The 18,423-nt window shown below is 65.9% G+C and carries 27 protein-coding genes; 10 read left to right on the top strand and 17 right to left on the bottom strand.

The genetic code is table 11. The features are described 5' to 3' along the window. Positions 1 to 28 precede the first annotated feature (28 nt). Positions 29 to 397: a c-type cytochrome gene (locus ACFLIT_RS05705; RefSeq protein ID WP_479910234.1), complete on the top strand. Its 369-nt coding sequence runs from the start codon at positions 29 to 31 to the stop codon at positions 395 to 397. A 65-nt stretch (positions 398 to 462) separates the two neighbouring features. Then, complete coding sequence (locus tag ACFLIT_RS05710; protein ID WP_479910235.1) at positions 463 to 927, top strand: Hsp20/alpha crystallin family protein; 465 nt, start codon at positions 463 to 465, stop codon at positions 925 to 927. A 53-nt stretch (positions 928 to 980) separates the two neighbouring features. On the opposite strand, the gene ACFLIT_RS05715 is transcribed toward ACFLIT_RS05710, so the two are convergent. Genes ACFLIT_RS05715 through ACFLIT_RS05730 form a run of 4 tightly spaced genes read right to left on the bottom strand, consistent with a single transcriptional unit; the run spans position 981 to position 3,381 of the window. Continuing rightward, positions 981 to 1,589 carry an NAD(P)H-dependent oxidoreductase gene (locus tag ACFLIT_RS05715; protein ID WP_479910236.1) on the bottom strand — a complete coding sequence of 203 codons (609 nt, stop codon included), beginning with the start codon at positions 1,587 to 1,589 and terminating at the stop codon, positions 981 to 983. A gap of 56 nt (positions 1,590 to 1,645) precedes the next feature. Further along, a complete protein-coding gene (locus ACFLIT_RS05720; protein WP_479910237.1) occupies positions 1,646 to 2,044 on the bottom strand; it encodes a DUF302 domain-containing protein in 399 nt (132 codons plus the stop codon). 14 nt (positions 2,045 to 2,058) lie between these two features. After that, positions 2,059 to 2,730, bottom strand: coding sequence for a DUF6629 family protein (locus tag ACFLIT_RS05725; RefSeq protein ID WP_479910238.1), 672 nt, complete (start codon positions 2,728 to 2,730; stop codon positions 2,059 to 2,061). Beyond that, positions 2,731 to 3,381: a helix-hairpin-helix domain-containing protein gene (locus tag ACFLIT_RS05730; RefSeq protein WP_479910239.1), complete on the bottom strand. Its 651-nt coding sequence runs from the start codon at positions 3,379 to 3,381 to the stop codon at positions 2,731 to 2,733. Between the two features lie 49 nt (positions 3,382 to 3,430). On the opposite strand from ACFLIT_RS05730, the gene ACFLIT_RS05735 reads away from it, so the two are divergent. Then, positions 3,431 to 3,724: a hypothetical protein gene (locus tag ACFLIT_RS05735; RefSeq protein ID WP_479910240.1), complete on the top strand. Its 294-nt coding sequence runs from the start codon at positions 3,431 to 3,433 to the stop codon at positions 3,722 to 3,724. On the opposite strand, the gene ACFLIT_RS05740 is transcribed toward ACFLIT_RS05735, so the two are convergent. After that, the gene (locus tag ACFLIT_RS05740) at positions 3,721 to 4,551 is read right to left on the bottom strand and encodes an LOG family protein (protein ID WP_479910241.1); all 831 of its coding nucleotides are present in this window, start codon (positions 4,549 to 4,551) and stop codon (positions 3,721 to 3,723) included. The two genes, ACFLIT_RS05735 and ACFLIT_RS05740, sit on opposite strands and share 4 nt — an antisense overlap. A gap of 114 nt (positions 4,552 to 4,665) precedes the next feature. Between ACFLIT_RS05740 and ACFLIT_RS05745 the strand changes: the two genes are divergently transcribed. After that, the gene (locus ACFLIT_RS05745) at positions 4,666 to 6,285 is read left to right on the top strand and encodes an MBL fold metallo-hydrolase (protein WP_479910242.1); all 1,620 of its coding nucleotides are present in this window, start codon (positions 4,666 to 4,668) and stop codon (positions 6,283 to 6,285) included. Here the strand turns inward: ACFLIT_RS05745 and ACFLIT_RS05750 are convergent. From ACFLIT_RS05750 to ACFLIT_RS05775, 6 genes are all read right to left on the bottom strand, one after another. Beyond that, a complete protein-coding gene (locus tag ACFLIT_RS05750) occupies positions 6,282 to 7,043 on the bottom strand; it encodes an SDR family NAD(P)-dependent oxidoreductase (RefSeq protein WP_479910243.1) in 762 nt (253 codons plus the stop codon). The genes ACFLIT_RS05745 and ACFLIT_RS05750 overlap by 4 nt on opposite strands. A gap of 52 nt (positions 7,044 to 7,095) precedes the next feature. Then, entirely contained in the window at positions 7,096 to 7,743 is a 648-nt protein-coding gene (locus ACFLIT_RS05755; RefSeq protein ID WP_479910244.1) for a BON domain-containing protein, read from the bottom strand. Positions 7,744 to 7,819: 76 nt separating this feature from the next. Then, positions 7,820 to 8,425, bottom strand: coding sequence for an NAD(P)H-dependent oxidoreductase (locus ACFLIT_RS05760; RefSeq protein WP_479910245.1), 606 nt, complete (start codon positions 8,423 to 8,425; stop codon positions 7,820 to 7,822). 34 nt (positions 8,426 to 8,459) lie between these two features. Further along, a complete protein-coding gene (locus ACFLIT_RS05765) occupies positions 8,460 to 8,801 on the bottom strand; it encodes a hypothetical protein (RefSeq protein WP_479910246.1) in 342 nt (113 codons plus the stop codon). Positions 8,802 to 8,863: 62 nt separating this feature from the next. Next, positions 8,864 to 9,244 (bottom strand): c-type cytochrome, encoded by a 381-nt coding sequence (locus ACFLIT_RS05770; RefSeq protein ID WP_479910247.1) that lies wholly within the window; start codon positions 9,242 to 9,244, stop codon positions 8,864 to 8,866. 1 nt (position 9,245) lies between these two features. After that, positions 9,246 to 10,109 carry a universal stress protein gene (locus tag ACFLIT_RS05775; RefSeq protein WP_479910248.1) on the bottom strand — a complete coding sequence of 288 codons (864 nt, stop codon included), beginning with the start codon at positions 10,107 to 10,109 and terminating at the stop codon, positions 9,246 to 9,248. 148 nt (positions 10,110 to 10,257) lie between these two features. Between ACFLIT_RS05775 and ACFLIT_RS05780 the strand changes: the two genes are divergently transcribed. Further along, positions 10,258 to 10,836: an NAD(P)H-dependent oxidoreductase gene (locus ACFLIT_RS05780; protein WP_479910249.1), complete on the top strand. Its 579-nt coding sequence runs from the start codon at positions 10,258 to 10,260 to the stop codon at positions 10,834 to 10,836. A 36-nt stretch (positions 10,837 to 10,872) separates the two neighbouring features. Here ACFLIT_RS05780 and ACFLIT_RS05785 read toward each other — a convergent pair whose 3' ends face one another. Next, a complete protein-coding gene (locus tag ACFLIT_RS05785; protein ID WP_479910250.1) occupies positions 10,873 to 11,268 on the bottom strand; it encodes a cupin domain-containing protein in 396 nt (131 codons plus the stop codon). Positions 11,269 to 11,428: 160 nt separating this feature from the next. Between ACFLIT_RS05785 and ACFLIT_RS05790 the strand changes: the two genes are divergently transcribed. The 3 genes from ACFLIT_RS05790 (at position 11,429) to fixJ (ending at position 14,197) form a co-directional block, all read left to right on the top strand. Beyond that, entirely contained in the window at positions 11,429 to 12,073 is a 645-nt protein-coding gene (locus ACFLIT_RS05790; protein ID WP_479910251.1) for a helix-turn-helix domain-containing protein, read from the top strand. 65 nt (positions 12,074 to 12,138) lie between these two features. Then, on the top strand, positions 12,139 to 13,608 hold the full coding sequence (locus ACFLIT_RS05795; protein WP_479910252.1) for a PAS domain S-box protein: 1,470 nt from the start codon (positions 12,139 to 12,141) through the stop codon (positions 13,606 to 13,608). Then, the gene (gene fixJ / locus ACFLIT_RS05800) at positions 13,598 to 14,197 is read left to right on the top strand and encodes a response regulator FixJ (RefSeq protein ID WP_479910253.1); all 600 of its coding nucleotides are present in this window, start codon (positions 13,598 to 13,600) and stop codon (positions 14,195 to 14,197) included. The genes ACFLIT_RS05795 and fixJ overlap by 11 nt, the downstream gene beginning before the upstream one ends. On the opposite strand, the gene ACFLIT_RS05805 is transcribed toward fixJ, so the two are convergent. The 5 genes from ACFLIT_RS05805 to ACFLIT_RS05825 form a co-directional block, all read right to left on the bottom strand. Then, positions 14,194 to 14,574: a c-type cytochrome gene (locus tag ACFLIT_RS05805; protein WP_479910254.1), complete on the bottom strand. Its 381-nt coding sequence runs from the start codon at positions 14,572 to 14,574 to the stop codon at positions 14,194 to 14,196. The genes fixJ and ACFLIT_RS05805 overlap by 4 nt on opposite strands. Continuing rightward, entirely contained in the window at positions 14,571 to 14,774 is a 204-nt protein-coding gene (locus ACFLIT_RS05810; protein WP_479910255.1) for a YgaP family membrane protein, read from the bottom strand. Before ACFLIT_RS05810 ends, ACFLIT_RS05805 begins: the two co-directional genes overlap by 4 nt. Before the next feature lie 180 nt (positions 14,775 to 14,954). After that, on the bottom strand, positions 14,955 to 15,734 hold the full coding sequence (locus ACFLIT_RS05815; RefSeq protein ID WP_479910256.1) for a sulfite exporter TauE/SafE family protein: 780 nt from the start codon (positions 15,732 to 15,734) through the stop codon (positions 14,955 to 14,957). A gap of 4 nt (positions 15,735 to 15,738) precedes the next feature. Then, positions 15,739 to 16,272: a rhodanese family protein gene (locus tag ACFLIT_RS05820; RefSeq protein WP_479910257.1), complete on the bottom strand. Its 534-nt coding sequence runs from the start codon at positions 16,270 to 16,272 to the stop codon at positions 15,739 to 15,741. Next, a complete protein-coding gene (locus ACFLIT_RS05825) occupies positions 16,241 to 16,600 on the bottom strand; it encodes an ArsR/SmtB family transcription factor (protein ID WP_479910258.1) in 360 nt (119 codons plus the stop codon). The genes ACFLIT_RS05820 and ACFLIT_RS05825 overlap by 32 nt, the downstream gene beginning before the upstream one ends. A gap of 48 nt (positions 16,601 to 16,648) precedes the next feature. Here ACFLIT_RS05825 and ACFLIT_RS05830 point away from each other — a divergent pair, with 48 nt between their 5' ends. Together ACFLIT_RS05830 and ACFLIT_RS05835 are read left to right on the top strand one after the other, a co-directional pair. Further along, positions 16,649 to 17,545: an MBL fold metallo-hydrolase gene (locus tag ACFLIT_RS05830; protein WP_479910259.1), complete on the top strand. Its 897-nt coding sequence runs from the start codon at positions 16,649 to 16,651 to the stop codon at positions 17,543 to 17,545. A gap of 167 nt (positions 17,546 to 17,712) precedes the next feature. Continuing rightward, on the top strand, positions 17,713 to 18,423 hold the full coding sequence (locus ACFLIT_RS05835; protein ID WP_479910260.1) for a VIT1/CCC1 transporter family protein: 711 nt from the start codon (positions 17,713 to 17,715) through the stop codon (positions 18,421 to 18,423).

The following is an 18,423-nucleotide window of genomic DNA, read 5'->3' on the forward strand; positions in this document are numbered from 1 at the left end:
AAGCCTCGCGTCAAAGACGGAGACTCCCATGCGTTCGACGCGCCAACTCTTTCTGCTGCCCTTAGCGATCGCGCTGGCGAGCTGCGCGGCTGTCGCTACGGCCCCTCAGGGGGGCGCCCCGAACAATGGGCGATCAGTTGCCGTCGAACGAGGACAGGAGATTGCCGAGACGTACTGTTCGGCCTGTCATTCGGTGGGCCCCGCGGGCGCCAGCCCTTCGGCGTTTGCACCGCCGTTTCGGAACATCCGGCTGCGCTACAACCCGATCTCGCTTGAGCGGCACTTGGCCGATGTCGTCAAGAACGGCGCCTACAGCATGCCTCCGCAGATGTTGTCGGACGCCGCCGCGGAAGACGTCGCGGCCTATCTCGAGTGGCTGAGACCCGCGGTGAATTGAGGGCCGTCAAGGCGCCGCGCGCTGGGTCGCCGATCATGCGCCGTCACAACCTCATGGAGATCGTCATGACTGCTCCTGCCCCTCAAAATTCGTTCACGCCGGCCCTTCGTTCGGCGCAGCACGTGTTCGCGCCGATCCAACGCGAGATCGACCGTTTGGTCGATCAGGCGTCCGCCAGTTGGTCCAACCTCATGGCTTTCGACGTCCCGGCGTTCATGGACGTTCGCGACACCGACATCGGCTTCGAGATCACCCTTGAGACGCCGGGCGTCTCGGCGGACGAGATCAAGATCACCGTCGAGGATCATGTCCTGACCATCGCCGGCGAGAAGACGGCGAACAAGCAGCGCGCCGAGGCGGGCTATCGGGTGTCGGAGCGGAGCTTCGGCAGTTTCGAGCGGCGCGTGACTCTGCCGAGCAGTGTCGATGCCGAGAAGATCACCGCCTCGATGTCCGACGGCGTTCTGACCATTCTGGCGCCGCGCGAAGCGAAGGCCGCGGCGACCAGCATTCCGATCCAGACGGTGTGAAACGGATCGGAAGACGACTGAGGCGCGCTCTTCGGAGCGCGCCCCTTTTTGTGTCATGGGGGTGAAGCCCCCGGAGCCGGGCCGAAGAGTTCGGTCAGCCGCCGACCGACTTCGTCCAGCACTGTATTGGCCGCGTCGGCGTCGAGGTTGGGCCCGATCGATCCGAAATGTATGTGGTCCTGCAGCGTCAAGCCGCAGACTGCGGCGACATGCAGATCGAAGGTTTTCATGAGCGCGGTCAGAGCCCCCGTGGATTCAACCCAGTGATCGGGCGCGCCGGAAGTCGAGAGGGTGGTCAGGTAGCGGTGCGTCAGCAGCGGCGTCGACACGCGGAAGCCCGATTTGAAGCCGAAGCCTTCGTTGAACACCCGGTCCACATAGCCCTTGAGGATCGCGGGCTCGGCGTTGAACCAGAAGGGATAGACGAAGATGAAGCTCTGGATCTTGGCGAGAACGGCCTGCTCCGCCACCGCGTCGGGCGCCGGCCGACCATGCGCCGCCGAAACCTCTTCGCGCTTCAGACGCGGATCGAAGTCCATCGCATAGAGGTCCCGGAGAACCGCCTCATGCCCAAGGTTCTCGAGGGTCAGGACGCAGCGACGGGCGATGGCGGCGTTGAAGCTCTCGGGGTTGGGATGGGCGAGAATGACGGCGTGTTTCATGGCTGGCCTCCTCCCAGCAGGCTGAGCGCGTCATAGCGCCAGCGCCTTGATCGACGTCATGCCCCGGGACGAAGGCGGCCGATCGCGGCGCGGAGCTTGTCGCCGACCTCGGCGGCCTTGGCCTTGAGTTGGGCGTTTTCGATCGCCGCCATGGCGGCGGCCGGATCGATGGCGGCGATCTCGCAACGGCCTGCGCCCAAATCCTGCACGATCACATTGCAGGGCAGCATCAGGCCGACCTTGTCCTCAAGCTCAAGCGCCTGATGCGCCAGCGAAGGGTTGCAGGCGCCGAGGATCAGATAGGGGCGACGTTCAACGCCGAGCTTCGCTCGCAACGTGCCGGCCAGGTCGATCTCGGAGACGACGCCGAAACCCTCGGCGGCGAGCGCGTCCCGGGCCCGCGCCACCGCCTCTTCAAACGGCGCCTGAAGGGTGGTGGAGACATAGTAGGTCATGGATTCGGCTCCGATCACGTAGCAGTGGCCGCCTGCGCGCGCGGCGCAGCCAAACGGTGGTCTGATTTGCGGCGATGGAAATGCGCGGCGAGGACGAGGCTCGAGCCGGCGGCGAAGAAACACCAGACCGAGGGGAAGGCGAGGGGGGCCGTCAGCGCACCGATCAACGCGCCGGTCAGGGCGAGCAGGCCAAAGAGCCGGATCGCCGGCCGCGACGATGCGAGAAGGGCCACGGCGACGACCGCGACATAGGCGAACGCGATCCACAGGGGCACGGGCTGCATGGTTGCGTAGCGAAGGTGGCCCTCCGCCTGGACCGCCCACTGAGTATAGGTCGCCAGGCCCCGGGCGAGATCGGTGGAGATCGCCAATCCCGCCGCCGCGCAGATCGCCAGGAGCCGGCGGCGCTGAGCGACCGGTTCGACGAGCAGTATGGCCAATGGCGCATAGGCCGGCCAAAGCACCTTGGCGAACGCCACATAGGCCGTTACCCAGGCCGAGCTCACCACTTGGCCGGCCTCGGCTTCGCGCCAGACAAATCCCTCGATCAGCTGCTGCGCCGCGAAGAGCAGCGGGATGGCCGCCAGGGGCAGATCCCGCCACGCGCTGGCGCGGGTCAGGGTCGCGACGCCAATGGCCGCGAGAACACCCGACGCCGCAAAGCTTGCCTGGGCCGAGAAGCACATTCAGCGAAGACTCCGCGCGGTCGGTCCGGCGGCGTCGGTGTCGAGCGCCTTGCGCAGATTGCGTTCGATCCCGGGGCCGAGCCCCGGCACCCGACGCACCTGGCCGCCCTCTACCGCTTCCCGGAGGGTCTCCAGGGAGGCGACCGCCAAATAGTCCTGCAGCCGCTTTAGGCGCTTCGGGCCGATGCCTGGGAGACTGGACAGGACTCTCAGGCCCGGCGGCGTCCGCGCTTCCGCCTCATCCAAAGCCTGAAGGCGTCCGGTCGTGCAGAGCTCGACAATCTGGGCGGCCATGGTTTCGCCAATCGTCGGCAGGGCGCTGAGATCTTCGTCGCGGGCCACCATGCCCGAGAGCGCCCGCTGCATGCGTCTGATCCACCCGGCGGCGCGTCGATAGGCGCGGATTCGGAACGCTTCGTCCTGCTGGAGCTCGTAGAGTTCGGCGAGGCGGTAAAAGGCGTCGGAAATTTCTGCGTTGCTGGCCGGTCGCGGCTGGGCTGGTTTGGACCGCGCCACGGGGCGGCGAGCGTGTTGTCGGGACGCGGACATGGCGATCTCCGTCGTGAGATCACGATCCTGCCCCCTCGCGGGGATCGGGCCTTGAGCCGGATCAAACCTTGCCGGTGCGCTGTGAGGCTTGAGCGCGGTCAAGGCGTCGTGCCGACGCGAGCGCAGGCTCACCGGGAAAGGAGGCCCTGCGATGGTCCATTTTTCGGTGATCGACGGCCGGCGCAAGGCGCGCGGCGCTCGCGGTGAAAGGCTTCGAAACGGCTTGCTGTTGGCCGCGGGTGTACTGGTCAGCTTGGCCGGAGCCGCCGCGCTCATTTTCGTTGGCCTGCTCAGCTATGCGCCGTGGCCTTGGGGCTCGATGATCTTCGGCGTCGGCATGCCTGGAGGACTATTGCTCGGCTGCCTCGGCATCGCGCTTCTGGTCGGCGGCTGCGCGCTCGCCATCGGCGCGATCAACAGCCGGACATCAGCCGGCCCGCGTTAGGACGCAGACCCAGGAGCGACCAGCGTGGCCTGCTCCGCCAAGCCACGCGCCAACAATGCGCTCCATGTCGCCTCGGGCGTCTCCCCGAAGCTGAATAGATCGAGGTCGGCCGTCGCGATCATGCCGCGCGCGCGCAGGGCGTCGAAGTTGATGACCGAGCGCCAATAGCCTTCGTCGTAAAGCACGATGGGGATCGGCGGCGCCTTCTGGGTCTGACGCAGCGTCAGAAGCTCGAACAGTTCGTCTAGGGTGCCGAAGCCGCCGGGGAAGATCACCAGCGCCGCTGCGCGCATGGCGAGATGCATCTTGCGCATGGCGAAATAATGGAAGCGGAAGGTGAGGTCCGGCGTCGAATAGGGGTTTGGCGTCTGCTCATGGGGAAGGCTGATGTTGAAGCCGATTGACGGCGCTCCGACGTCTGATGCGCCTCGGTTCGCCGCTTCCATAATGCCCGGCCCGCCGCCCGTCGCGATCACGTTCCGCAGGGCGCCGCTCGTCCGAGGCTGGCAGGCTCCGCCATTCCGCGAGGCGAGCGCCGCAAAGGCGCGGGCGGCGGCGTACCAGCGACGCTGGTCGGCGTCCTCGCTGTCTTCGCGACAGCGAGCGCTGCCGAAGACGACGATCGTCGAGTGGACGCCGGCGGCGACCAGGGCCTCCTCCGCCTTGGCGAACTCCAACAGGAAGCGCACCCCGCGCATGGATGATCCCAGAATGAAATCCTGATCCAGGGCCGCCAAGCGGTAGGCCGCGGACGCAGTCTGAGCCCCATTGGGCGGAGCAGCCTGTTCGGATGCCGGATAGATCGGGGATGCGACAGGGCCAAGCATGGCAGTCCTTGGAGTTGGGTTTCCACTGTCGCCTGGATCGACCGCAAGAGGTTTGATCCGCCGCAAGTCTGGCCAGCGTCATTGGGTCTACAAGCCCTCGAAGAGGGAGACGCCATGAAGCCGCAGCTGACCTTCTGGGGCGCCGCCGGGTGCGTCACTGGATCCTGCATGGAATTGCGCACCGACCGGACCCGCGTGCTCATCGACTGCGGCATGTTTCAGGGCTCTAAGACCTTGAGGGCGCTCAACTATCGCGACTTCCCCTTCGATCCGGCCGCCATCGACGCCGTGCTCCTGACCCATGCGCATGTCGATCACTCGGGCTTGCTGCCGAAATTGATGCGTCAAGGGTTCAAAGGGCCGGTCTACGCCACAGCCGCGACGCGGGACCTGAGCGCCGTCATGCTGGCGGACGCCGGCGGCATCCAGGAGAGCGAGGTGCGTCAACTCAACCGTCGCAACCAGCGTCGCGGCCGACCGCTGGTCGAACCGATCTATACGGAGCGCGACGCCGAGCGCCTGATGACGCAGTTCCGCCGCGTGAAGCTGCGTGAACCGGTCCAGATTGCTCCGGACATCTCGGCGACATTTTGGGAGGCTGGCCACATCCTCGGTTCGGCCTCGATCGCCGTCGAGGCCGGGATCGGTGACAATGTCGTGCGGGCGTTGTTTTCCGGCGATCTGGGGCCCTGCGGCAGCGACTTTCTGCCGGATGCCCAGGCGCCCAGCGGGTTCGATCACATCGTTCTGGAGTCCACCTACGGAGACCGAGAGCGTGCGACGACAGACAGCGTCGCGCGGCGGGCCGTCCTCGCCGAGGAGCTCCGCGCGGCCTATGCCGCTGGCGGTCCTCTGCTGATGCCGGCGTTCGCGCTCGAACGCAGCCAGGAACTTCTGTCCGACCTCCTGCTCATCATGGAGGCCGGCGAGGCGCCGGCGGCCGACATCTTCCTCGACTCGCCCCTGGCGATCGAGGCCACCGACGTCTTCCTCCGTCGCGGCTGGAACGCCGCCCTGGAGCGCAATCCCTTCGAGGAGATCCGGCCCTCCGGCCGGTTGCGCTTCCTTGACCGGCCTGCGGACAGCGACAGTCTCGAGCGGATAAGAGGCTGGCACATCATCATGGCCGGCAGCGGCATGTGCGACGCGGGACGCATCCGCCGCCATCTGAGGCGTCTACTCTGGCGCCAGGCAACCACGGTGCTGCTGACGGGCTTCCAGGCCAAGGGAACGCTCGGGCGTCTTCTCGCCGAGGGCGCGCAGCGCGTCAGCATCCAGGGCGAAGACGTTCAGGTGCGCGCGCGCATACGCCAGCTGGACATCTACTCCGCTCATGCGGACGCCACGGCCTTGGCCGCCTGGGCGAGCGCCCGCCTGCCGGTGCGAGGCGCGGTGTTTCTGGATCACGGCGAACCGGCGGCCAGCGCCGCCCTAAGAAAGCGCCTGGTGGCCTGCGGCTTCAGGCCCGAGCAGATGGTGGTCCCGGCGCTCGATCAAGCCTTCGACCTCGCGCCGACGACGGCCGAGGTCCTCAAGGCCGCAGCGCCAAGGTTGCCCGCCGGCGCGGCGGCTTCGCTCGACTGGCACAATGCGCGGGCCGACCTTCTCCTGACGCTCGACGCCGTGCTGGAGCACGCGAGCGACGTGGAGAGGGCTGCGCTGATTTCGAAGCTCAAGGCCTCGGTGAACCGTGCCGCCGGGAGGGCCGCGGCCGGCCCGGCGCCGACCGACTAGCGAGCCGTATAGCCGCCATCGATCACCAGTTCGGCGCCGGTCACGAACTTCGCTTCGTCGCTGGCGAGGTAGACAGCGCCCCAGGCGACGTCATCGGCTTCCCCCAAATGCCCGAGAGGATGCAGGGCCTCGATGGCGGCTCGGCCTGCCCCAACATCACCCTGATCGGCGAGGTGCGCCTGGACCATTGGTGTCCAGATGAAGCCGGGATGGATTGAGTTCACGCGGATACGATCCGGCGCATAGAAAAGCGCGTCGGTCTTGGTCATCAGTCGAACCGCGCCCTTGGACGCGTGATAGGCCGGAACGTCCGGCGCTCCGACCAGGCCGTAGATCGAGCTCAGGTTGATGATCGAGCCGCCGCCCGCCCGGCGCATGTATCGAATGGCGTGCTTGACCCCGAAGAAGACGCCCTTGACGTTGACGGCCTGGACCTGATCCCATTCGTTCTCGGTCAACTCGTGTGTGGGCTTGCTGACCCCGGCCACGCCGGCGTTGTTCACGAGGATATCGAGGCGGCCGTAGTGCTCCGCGACACGCCAGAACGCGCCTTCGACTTCCAGTTCCACGGCGACGTCGCAGCGCCAGGACGTGACGTCGAGACCCCGCTCGACGAGGGGCTCGGCCAGCGCACCATCGGGGTGCAGATCCAGCAAAGCGACCCGGGCGCCCTGCTCGGCCATACGCAGGGCGATGGCGTGTCCCAGGCCGACGGCCGCGCCGGTGACGATCGCCACCTTGTCTTTCAAGCGTTGCATTGAGGCGCCTCCTGAAGGTTGGAGCGCCGCCGAGGGCGGCGCTCCGCTCGGCTCAGAGGCCGATGACCACGTGATCTTCGACCTTGGTGACGCCAGGCGCGGCCCAGGCCGCGCGCTCGATGGTGTCACGCGCCGTCCAGCCTCGCACCTTGCCGTCGAGCCGGACGGTCGATCCTTCGACGGAGACACGCACGTTGTCGCCGTCGACATCGGCCTGACGCTGCAGGGCGGCCTCGATGCGGTGCTTGACGTCGCTGGCTTGGGCGTGGCGGCGCACGGTGATCCGGTTCTGAATGCCGCGGACACCCTGCTGGGGACGGACGGCCCGTTCGGCGGCGGCGCGTTGATATTGCCAGTCGACTTGGCCGGTCAGCACCACGTAGCCGCCCTCGACCTTGACCTGCACGGCCCCGGTCGGGACTGAGACGTTCCAGTCGAGGACATTGGCGATGCGAGTCGCCACCGCTTCATCGCTGAAGGGCGCGGCCGTGGTGCGCACCTCCAGATTATCGGCGACGCCGCGCACCCCCTTGACGCGCTTGACGGCCTCCTCGGCCGCGAACTTCTGGGCGTAGGTGGGGACGCGGCCGGTCAGCCGCACGATACCGTCCTCAACGCCGACGCCGATGTCGGAGGCGTCGATGCTCGGTTGCCAGTCCAGCTCGGCTTCCACGAGCGCCTTAAGCGACTTGTCGTTCATGATCGGTCTCCTTGCGCTCCGCAGGTCTGCGGGTGACTGATCATCGCCCTCCGTCAGCTCGGCGCGTTGATGGGGATCAAGCCGCGAGCGGTGTAGAGAAGTGCTTGCGGACTGTCGCGCGCACCTTGCACAGGTGTTCCGCCACCCAACGTCCATCCAGCCCTTCGGTGACCGACGGGAAATGCACATGGTCGACGACGGTCATGCCGCAGACGGCCGCTATGTAGTCGTCGAAGACCGTCCGTAGCGACAGCCACACGCCGCGCTCCTCCAGCCAGGCGTTGGTGGAGCCGGAGGAGGTGAAACTGATCAGGCGGCGCCCCTTGAGGAGGGGCTCGCTGCGGCCGGCGTGGAAGGCGTCGAAGGCGAAGCCGTGGTTGAAGACGCGCTCGACGTAACCCTTGGTCATCGCCGGCGGGGTTCCGAACCAGATCGGGTAGAAAAATGCGAAGACATCGCAGTCGGCCAGCAGGGCGTGCTCGGCCGCCACATCGGCCGGTTCGCTGTACCGCCCGGCGTCCGGGCGCTCCGGGGATTTCAGGCAGGGGTCGAAGCCAAGGCGGTAAAGGTCGCGCACGACCACCTCGTGGCCCAATTCCTTGACGGAGGTCTCATAGGCCTTGGCGACGCTCTGGGTGAAGCTGGAGGCCGAAGGATGGGTGATAATGATGGCGTGTTTCATGGTCGTCTCCGCGGTTCGCAAGCATCGGCGCGCGTCAGGCCGCCAGATCCTGCTGCTGGTCAGGAAGGCTGCGGACGATCCTGCCCGCCTGTGCGGCGAAGAAGCCGCATCGCTCGGCCAGGAACAGCTCGGCGCGCCGCCGCGGCGCCACCTCGGCGATGGCGTCCACATGTATCAAGCCTTGGTCGAGCGAGGTCCGCCTGATCCGCTGGCTGCAGAGCATGGCCAATTCGCTGTAGAGCTGGGCTTTTGAGGCGGCGTGGGGATTGGTGTGGATCAGGACGTGGACGGCGTCGCGGGCCGCATCGCGGTTGAGCAGGGCGACCGCCGCGAAGCCCAGCAGGCGGGGTAGCTCAGACTGCACAAGCATCGACATAACTTGTCCTCCGAGGTGTAAGGCCAGTGTGCGCCCGCTTGGTGAAGCCGCTTTGAGGCGCGTCAATCCTGCGGAGGCTTCGTCGAAACCTTGGGCTGCGGAGGGCGCGGCTTGGGCGCCAGGGTCGCGATGTAGCTGGAAAGATCGAGCGCTTCGTCTGGCTGCAGATCGCCGGGGGGCATCAGAGGATGCCCCTCCCGTAGGCCGGTCAAACGACGGTCAAGGCCGCCGTCCGCATAGCGCTGGGCAATGTCGCGGAACGGTGGCGCGAACGGCAGCGGACTCTGCACCTCGCTCGCCACGGCGTGGCAGCTTGCGCACCGCCAGGCTGCAAGCCTCGCGCCTCGGCGCTGGACCTCGGTCTGGGACTGGGCCGAGAGCGGCGGAAGGGCGATGATGGCTGACGCAAGGATGCCCGCCCCCGCGCGGCACAGGTGGCGCATTCTAATGCGCGAGCAGCAGGCTCGGGCCGACCACGGCTTCGACAAGGGTCTGCGTCACGCCGCCCAGCAGCCGCTCGACAACCTTCGGGTGGCCGTAGGCGCCGGCAACCAGAAGATCGGCGTCTTCCTCCCCCGCCATCGCCAGCAGGCTCTCGGCCTCGCCGCCGGCGGCGGCGAAATGCACATGGGTGCGGAACACGCCCTGGAGGGTGAGATATTCCGCCAGAATCTGCGGGTCCGGATCGTGATCGAAGTCGCTGACTCCCGGCTTGTTCTGCAGGATTACGACGCGGCCGGCGCGCTGCAGAAGCGGCAGCGCCGCCTTCACGGCCCGGCCGGCTTCGTGCGATCCGTCCCAGGCGACGGCGACCGTGCCGACCAAGCTGTCGGCGGTCCCGCGGGCGAGGAAGACGGGCGCACGGAGGCGCAGCAGCAGATCATCGAGGACGCCGCGGACGTGCAGTTCGCCGCTGAGATATTCCTGTCCCACGATCACCAGGTCGGCCAGGCTGACGCGGCGGCTGAGGTTCAGCCAGGGCGTGAGGTCGCCGTCGACGACGCTTAGGCGGGGAAGGCCGCCGCTCGCCGCGTAGGAGACGTTGCGGGCGCGGCAGGCCTCGCGACAGGCCTGTTCGATCGTCTGCAGACGCGAGGTCTTGTCGGCGGCCAGGGCCTCCATGACGCCGGGGGTGAACGGCGCCCCCATCGCCGTTCCGAAATCGACCATCTCAACGGCGACATCGGTCGCGGCGGGGGCGACTTGGACCTGGGCGGCGCACAAGCCGGCCAACTCCGTCGCAAAGGCCAAGGTCTGCCGGTCGGCTTGGCTTCCGTCGGCAAGGGCAAGCAAGATCTTGTAGGTCATGGCGGACTCCTTTCGCGAAGATCATCCGCCGCCGCTGCGGAGAGGCATTGATCGCCATCAAGCCCGCCGAAGCCTCAATTGAGCCGGGTCAAGGCGCGCCGTCCGACCCCTGGCTTCCTGTCTTCCGCCCAGCCCGCGGAGTCGCCCCATGCGCGCCAAGAAGATCGTCGTGATCAACGGACACCCTGACCCTAGCGGGGCCCGCTTCGTGGCGGCGCTCGCCGCTGCCTATCTCACAGGGGCTTCTGAAGCCGGACATGCGATCCGCAGGATCGACGTCGGCGAGCTGAACCTTCCGGCGATCCACTCCATGGGGGAGTTCACCGCCGAAGCCTCGCCGGGCGCCAAGGCCGCGCAGGAGGCCATCGCCTGGGCGGACCATGTCGTGGTGCTCTACCCGCTTTGGCTGGGCGGGCCGCCAGCGGTTCTCAAGGCCTTCTTCGAGCAGGTGTTTCGCTATGGGTTTGCTTTGGGTGGCGAGGGGCCCGGCCTAAAAGGGCTTCTCAAGGGCCGTTCCGCCCGAGTGTTCGTCACCATGGGTATGCCGGGGCCGATCTTCCGACTGGTTTTCGACGCCCCGGGGCTGAAGGCGGTGACGCGGGGGATTCTGATGATCTGCGGGTTGCGGCCGGTTCGGAGCACCATCATCGGCATGGTCGATGCCTCCCCGAGGAGGCGCGAGACCATGCTGCGCAAGGCCCGGCGACTGGGCGCCGCCGCGAGTTAGGGCAGGGAGCGGCCGGCTGGGGGCCGGCCGCGCCGACTATTCGGTGGTCACGCCGTCGAAATGTTCGACGAAACCCTTGGCGTCGAGCCGCTCGCGTTGCACGAGGCCGTCGCGATGCTCCGGCGGCGCATAGAGGGTGTAGACCCGCAGCGGCTTGTCGCCGGTATTGATCAAGTTGTGGCGCGCGCCGGCCGGCACGATGACGGCGTAGTCGCCCTTGATGCGGGTGCGGACGCCCTCGATCTCGATAACGCCCTTGCCCTTCTCCACGCGGAAGAACTGGTCGTGCTCACGATGCGTCTCGATCCCGATCTCCTGGCCGGGTTGCAGCGACATCAGCACGAGCTGCAGGTTCTTTCCGGTGTAGAGCACCTTGCGGAAGTTATCGTTGTGCTCGGTAAGCTCCTCAAGGTCTGCGATAAAGCCTTTCATGGCTGCCTCCTGTGAGTGACAGGCAGAGCCTGCAGGCTGTCCGCCTGTCTCGCCTTGATCTGGCGCATCTCCACCTCCGTACGACTACTTAGGGGACGGCCACGAATTTCCGACGCGGCGCGCCTGCGGGAAAGATTCCTCCAGACATCGGGAGGAAGCCATGCTGCATCACCGTTTGGGCGCCGCGGACCGCGCCGAACTTACACCCGCCACGCCGACCTTGGGCGTGCGCATGACCTTTGCCGCCGGCGAGGAAATCTACGGTGAGGAGGAGGACGCCGATCTCGTTTACCGGTTGATCAGCGGCTCGGTTCGCACTCAGCGGCTCACGTCAGATGGTCGACGCCAGATCGGCGACTTCTATTACCCGGGCGAAATCTTCGGGTTGGAACCCGCGAGCCAGCATCGCTACAGCGCGGAAGCGCTTTCGACGGTCACGGTCTTGGTCATCAAACTCTCTTCCCTTGGTCTCTATGGCGAGGAGGGCGCCCGCTTCGAACGCCAGATCGTCGAGGCGACGCGGCGGGAACTAGCGCGGACTCAGGATCACCTCATGGTCCTCGGCCGGCGTTCGGCCTGCGAACGCGTGGCCAGCTTCCTGCTTGATCTTTCCGACCGCGGCCGGGGCGAGGTGTTCGACCTGGCCATGGGCCGCCAGGACATGGCCGACTTCCTGGGGCTGACGATTGAGACGGTCTCACGGATGATGTCGCAGCTTATCTCCGACCGCGTTCTTCGACTGGAAGGTCTTCGCCGCGTCCGTGTCGTCCATCGTTCGGCGCTCGAGAGTGCGGCTGGTCTCTAGCGTGATGGCGGGCGCAGGGAGAGCCCGAAGCTGTGCTATGAGGGGAGAGGGAGGCCTTGCCCATTATGGTCAGACAGCTCTTCGCCGATGCATCGCGCGGTTGGGGTGTGCGCGGCATGCGTAGGGGCTACGGCGTGGCCCTGGGCGGAGTGGCGCTCGCCTATCTTGTTCAAGCTCTCCTCGCGCCGTTCCTGCAAGGTCACGTCTCCTACATCCTCTATCTGCCGGTGCTCATCGGCTGCGCCGTCCTCGGCGGCGGCGGTCCGACGATGTTCGCCACTGGCCTGAGTTTCGTTGCGGCCTCGGTGAACCAGGGCGATCGCTTCTTCACGCCGGGGAATTTGCTGGACGCAGCCGTGTTCCTGGCTGTCGGACCGTTGCTGGCCATAGCCAGCGAGCGCCGCCGCCGCGATCGCGGCGAAGCCGCCGCTCGCCAGGCGCATCTGCAGTCGGTGCTCGACACCGTGCCGGAAGCGATGATCGTCCTCGACGCCCAGGGCGTGATGCGCTCGTTCAGCGCGGCGGCCGAACGTCTGTTCGGCTGGACCGCCGGCGAGGTCATCGGCCGCAACGTCAACATTCTCATGCCCTCGCCCTACCGCGAGGACCACGACGGATACATTCAGCGATACCTCGCGACCGGCGAGCGGCGGATCATCGGCATCGGGCGCATTGTCGTCGGCGCCCGCAAGGATGGCTCGACCTTTCCGATGGAGCTTGCGGTCGGTGAGGCCAATGTCGATGGCGTGAGGTTCTTTACCGGATTTGTGCGGGACCTCACCGAGCGTCGCGACCAGGAACGCCGGCTTCAGGAGTTACAGTCCGAATTGGTGCATGTATCGCGCCTGACGGCCATGGGTGAAATGGCGTCGTCGCTGGCGCATGAGCTGAACCAGCCGCTTGCCGCGGTGACAAATTACGTTCGCGGCGCGTCATTCATGTTGGAAGCGGGCGCCCCCGATCTCGACAAGCTGAAGGCCGCGCTGGACCGCGCTGGCGAACAGGTGCTGCGGGCAGGCGATATCATCAAGCGCCTGCGTGAGTTTGTGGCCAAAGGGGAAACAGATCATGCCCTCGAGGATCCCGCTACACTGATCCAGGAGGCTGCGGCCCTCGGATTGGTCGGCGCCAAGGAACGTGGCGTGCGCGTGAATTTCCGCTTCGATCGATCCGCGGGGCTCGTCTTCGTCGATAAAATTCAGATTCAACAGGTCGCCCTGAACTTGATCCGCAACGCCCTTGAGGCCGTCGAGACCACGGAGGCCCCAGCCTTGGATATCGAGGTTGCAGTCTGGGACGGCATGGTTGGAGTGGCGATTTCGGATAACGGTCCTGGCATCGACGCACAGGTCGCCAGCCGTCTCTTCCAACCCTTCGTCACAACGAAAGCCAACGGCATGGGTGTGGGGCTCTCGATCTGCCGCACCATCGTCGAAGCGCATGGCGGCCGCATCTGGGCGGAGCCGCAGACCTCGGGCGGGACAAGGTTTGTGTTTAGTCTCCCGGAAGCCTCAGAGGTGGGTGATGCCGAATAGCCGGACGGTTCACATCGTCGACGACGACGACGCCATGCGAGACTCGCTGGCGTTCATGCTGGAAGCGCGAGGGCTGCCGACCCGCACCTACCCGTCGGCGTCGGCCTTCCTCGACGCGATCAGGCCTGGCGATTGCGGATGTGTTGTCACGGACGTTCGAATGCCGGGGATTTCCGGCCTCGATCTGGTTCGAGAACTCAAGGGACGCTCCGTGACCTGGCCGATTATCGTGATGACCGGCCACGGCGATATCGGCCTCGCGGTTCAAGCGATGAAGGCGGGAGCCGTCGATTTTATCGAGAAGCCTTTCTCCGACGAGGTCCTGATCAGGGCGTTGAATGAAGCGCGTACGCTGGATCGCGAGGGGGGAACGGCCGACGTCGAGGCGAAGGCCCTGATCGCAACCCTCTCGCCGCGAGAGCGCGACGTGCTCCAGGGCGTCGTCGCGGGCAAGGCCAACAAAGTGATCGCTCACGAACTGGCGATCAGCCCCAGGACGGTCGAGATTTACCGCGCCAACCTGATGAGTAAGACCGGCGCCCGGCATCTCTCCGACCTGATGCGCATCGCCCTGGCGGCGGGTTTCTAATTCCCCCTGTCCCGCTCGACGCGATCGGCGGCCTCACGGATGTAGGCCGCGATCGCCACGCGTTGGTTCTGATCCAACGGACGGGGCGGCATGGAGTAATGGCCGTTTCGGGTTACGAAGGCGATCCGGTAGCCGAGCGTGCGGCCGGGCCAATTCAAGCCGATCTGCGGAAAGCTCGGCGCACCTCCATTGGGCGAAGCGTTCACATCCGTCAGGGCGTGGCATGCCGCACAGCGGGCGGAGGCCAAGACGTAGCCGCGTTCGGCAAGCGAAGTGGCGACATCCGGATTCCCTTGGGCCGCTTCTGCGGCCGCGACCAGTGTGAGACTGAAACCGGCCAGGATCACGAACAGAGTGAGGCTTCCCGCGGACCTCATTCGAAGATCGGTCCGGTCTTGCCCCCGGCCTTCTTCAGCAGGGCCCCCAAGGGGCAAAAGCCGCTGATGGCGATTTGCACGGCGTTCAAACCAGCAAAGACCGTAAGCGCGATCCAATAGGGATGAACGAGCTGCGCGAGGGCAACGCCCGCAACGACCATAACGCCAAGAACAGCCAAGACAACGCGGTCAACAATCATTTCAGGCTCCGGAGATCGCCGTGGCGGCAGCTGGCGACGTCTCGGCAGGATGTCTTGCTGTCGCGATCCTACCTTGATGCGGGTCAAACTTCGGGCGTCGCGTCGATGGCGCGCCGACGTCTGCGTTCAGGCGACGATTAGTGTCGCCGACGGGCGGAAGGTGGACGCCGCAAGATTGCGCTACGCCGCCCTCAACGCCCGCCAAGCGACATATGCTGCGGTCGCGACGATCATCGCTGCGAAAATCCGCCGAGCTAAGGCGGCTGCGGAAACGAGCTTTGGCGCAAGCAACAGGCCGCCGGAAGCGCCGATGGCCCCGCCAATGACGAGGGCTGCGAAGATCGGCCAGTCAACCAAACCGGACGCAGCATAGCTGGCGCTCGTCGCCACACCGAACAACGCGACCGAGACGAGCGAGGACGCCGCCGCATTCGCCAGGGTCATTCCGGTCGCCGCCATCAGTCCCGGCACGATCAGAAAGCCGCCGCCGATACCGAAGAAGCCAGCCGCGAGCCCCGTGGCGGCGCCGATGGGCGCGAGCCGGGTGGTTAAAGCGCGCGTCAGGTGAACGTGCGGGTCGCCCGGCGACTTTGGCGTTCGGAACATCGAAAGACCGACGAGTCCCATCGCCAGCGCGAACCAGCCCAGCAACGCCTGGCCATCCATCTGCTTGGCCAGATGCGCGCCGACGAGCGAGCCTGTAAGGCCGGCAGCTCCAAATACGAGCGCGCAGGGCCACTTCACGCGGCCCGCCTTGGCTTGAGAGAACAGTCCCATCAGCGCGTTGACGGCGACCGCGGCGGCAGAGGTGCCTATGGCCACATGCGGATCGCGTACGCCGACGGCATAGATGAGGAGCGGCGTCGCCAACACCGACCCGCCGCCGCCGAACAGCGTCAGCAGCAAGCTGACCAACGCACCGCTCAGGACAGCGACGGCGAACGTTACGGTGGGGTCCATGACGTCACGCCGACGCCCGCCGGTTCCAGGGCATAGCCGCCAGAAAACGCGCCATGCCGCAGAACCCCGTGGCGCCCGCGACCGTCAGACCGGCGCCGACAAAGGCGGCGACGCCGAGGAACGCCGGGTGCGCCACCAAGCCGAGACCGACGCCGAGGAGCACAAGCGACCCGGCCGCGATCTGAACTTGCCGCATGATCTCAAGGGGCGCTTTGCGATCCTCTTCAACCGGCAGGCCGGCGGCCGCCCAGGCGTCCAGTCCGCCCTCGAGAATGTAGGCCTGCCCATCCACGACGGCTCGCAGGCGCTCGACGTTCCCTGACGTCCGCATGCCGGTACGACAGGTGAAGATGACGTCCTTGGCAGGCTCAATGCGAAGGTGCGCCTGTTCGAAAGAGGACAACGGGCGCGAAAGCGCACCTTTCACGTGGCGACGCGCAAACTCGTCGGCCTCACGAATGTCGATCAGGACCGCGCTGCGCTGCGCCAGCCGCTCGGCGACGCGCTCAGGCGTCAGGGACTGAAGGGTTGTGGTCATGGGTAGGCCTCATCTCAACGGGACAGAAAATCTCCGCGAGTGTCGCCACCACCTTTAGGGCCGCCGGATCGGCGATCCGGTACCAGATCGTCTGGCGCTCCCGCCGCGTCGCAACGACGCCTTCCTCACGGAGCACGGCGAGGTGCTGCGAGAGCGCGGACTGTGCGATTCCCACCAGCGGGGTGAGTTGCCCAACGGAACGTTCCCCGTCGGCCAACTGGCAGAGGATCATCAAACGCCGCTCGTTACCGAGCGCGCGAAGGAGCTTGGCGGCTTCTCCGGCGCTGGCTTCGAACTGGGTGGTGTCGAACTTTGAGAGATCGATCATTTGGCCCATATATGCGCTTGTGCTAATTTAGCAAGTTGCCATATATCGATGGCAACAGGAGCCTTACCCGTGCAACTCGACATTCAGACCTTCTTCGACCAAGCGACGTCCACCGCAAGCTATCTTGTCAGCGATCCAGCGACGAAGGCGGCGGCGATCATCGATCCCGTGCTGGACTTCGAACCGAAGTCTGCTCGTCTCTCCACGGCCTCCGCCGACCGGGTGCTAAGCGTGGTCCGAGAGCGCGGACTTCGACTGCTTTATGTGCTTGAGACCCACGCGCACGCGGATCATCTCTCCGCCGCCGACTACATTCGCAACCGGACAGGCGCAGCCGTCGCCATCGGCGCGCAGATCGTCCAGGTGCAGAAGCAGTTCATCCCGGTGTTCGAGGTGGATGACATCCAGCCCGATGGCCGCGCCTTCGACCGCCTGCTCAACGAAGGCGACGAACTTCCGTTGGGCGAATTCAAGATCCGGGTTCTGCATACGCCGGGCCATACCCCCGCCGACGTGACCTACCTGATCGGTGATGCGGCCTTCATCGGCGATACAATGTTCATGCCTGACTATGGGACGGCTCGAGCCGATTTCCCCGGCGGCGATGCCCGCACGCTCTATCGCTCGATCCGGAAGATCCTCGACCTGCCGGCCGAAACCCGGCTGTTCGTCGGACATGACTATCTGCCGAAAACGCGCTCTGAGTTCAGGTGGGAGACAACGGTCGCGCAGCAACGCGCCGAGAATGTCCACGCTCGTCTGGGCGTGAGCGAGGACGAGTTCGTCGCCATGCGCGAGGCGAGGGACGCCACGCTGGCGGCGCCGGTGCTTATCCTGCCGTCACTCCAAGTGAATATCCGTGGAGGGGCGATGCCAACGCCGAGTTCTTCGGGACGATTTTTTCTGAGAATTCCAGTGACCGGCGCTGAAGGTCTATCCAGTTAGCGGGCAATATAGCCTTAACTGAAGAAATGCGTCGCGTTCTCATGGCGTGATGAGGATCCGCGAGTCAGTGGGTGGGGGATATGGTGATTCTATATTGTATTTTTCTACGTTCAGGCGCTCTATTGGCCAGCTTCGACGTGTGCGATTAATAGCTAATCTCAACGAATATGCCATCTAACGCCCGAACCGTCCGGCACCGCGAAGTTCACGCTGTGGACCGGATCGCGTGGTTGCGCCCAGCGGTACTCGGCGCCAACGACGGAATTATCTCAACCGCGAGCCTGATCCTGGGGGTCGCAGCCTCCTCCGCGGGGCGTGACGGCGTGGTGCTCACCGGCCTCGCCGGCTTGGTCGCCGGAGCCCTTTCAATGGCTGCGGGCGAATTTGTGTCGGTCAGCTCGCAGGCCGACACCGAGGCGGCGAGCCTGGATCGCGAACGCGAGGAGCTGCACAGCCAACCGGAAGCAGAAGAGCGCGAACTGGCGCGCATCTACGTGGAACGAGGCTTGGAGGTCGATCTTGCCGGACAGGTCGCGCGTCAGCTCACCGCCAACGGCGCCTTGCGCGCCCATGCTCGGGACGAACTCGGCATCCTTGAGCTCACCAAGGCGAGGCCTCTCCAAGCCGCCATGGCCTCGGCCCTAACCTTCGCCTTGGGCGCCGTCGTCCCGGTGATCGTCGCGATGACGGCGCCGCGCTCATGGCTCCAGCCCCTGACGGCTGGAACTTGTCTGGGGCTGTTAGCCATCCTCGGTGCAATCGGCGCTTACGCAGGCGGAGCGCCTCTCGGCAGGGCCAGCCTTCGCGTTGTTTTTTGGGGCGCCCTGGCGATGTCGGTCACCAGCGGCGTGGGTCATTTGTTTGGTGTCGCGGTTTGA

This window comes from Caulobacter sp. HJHS_5 (assembly GCF_056683955.1).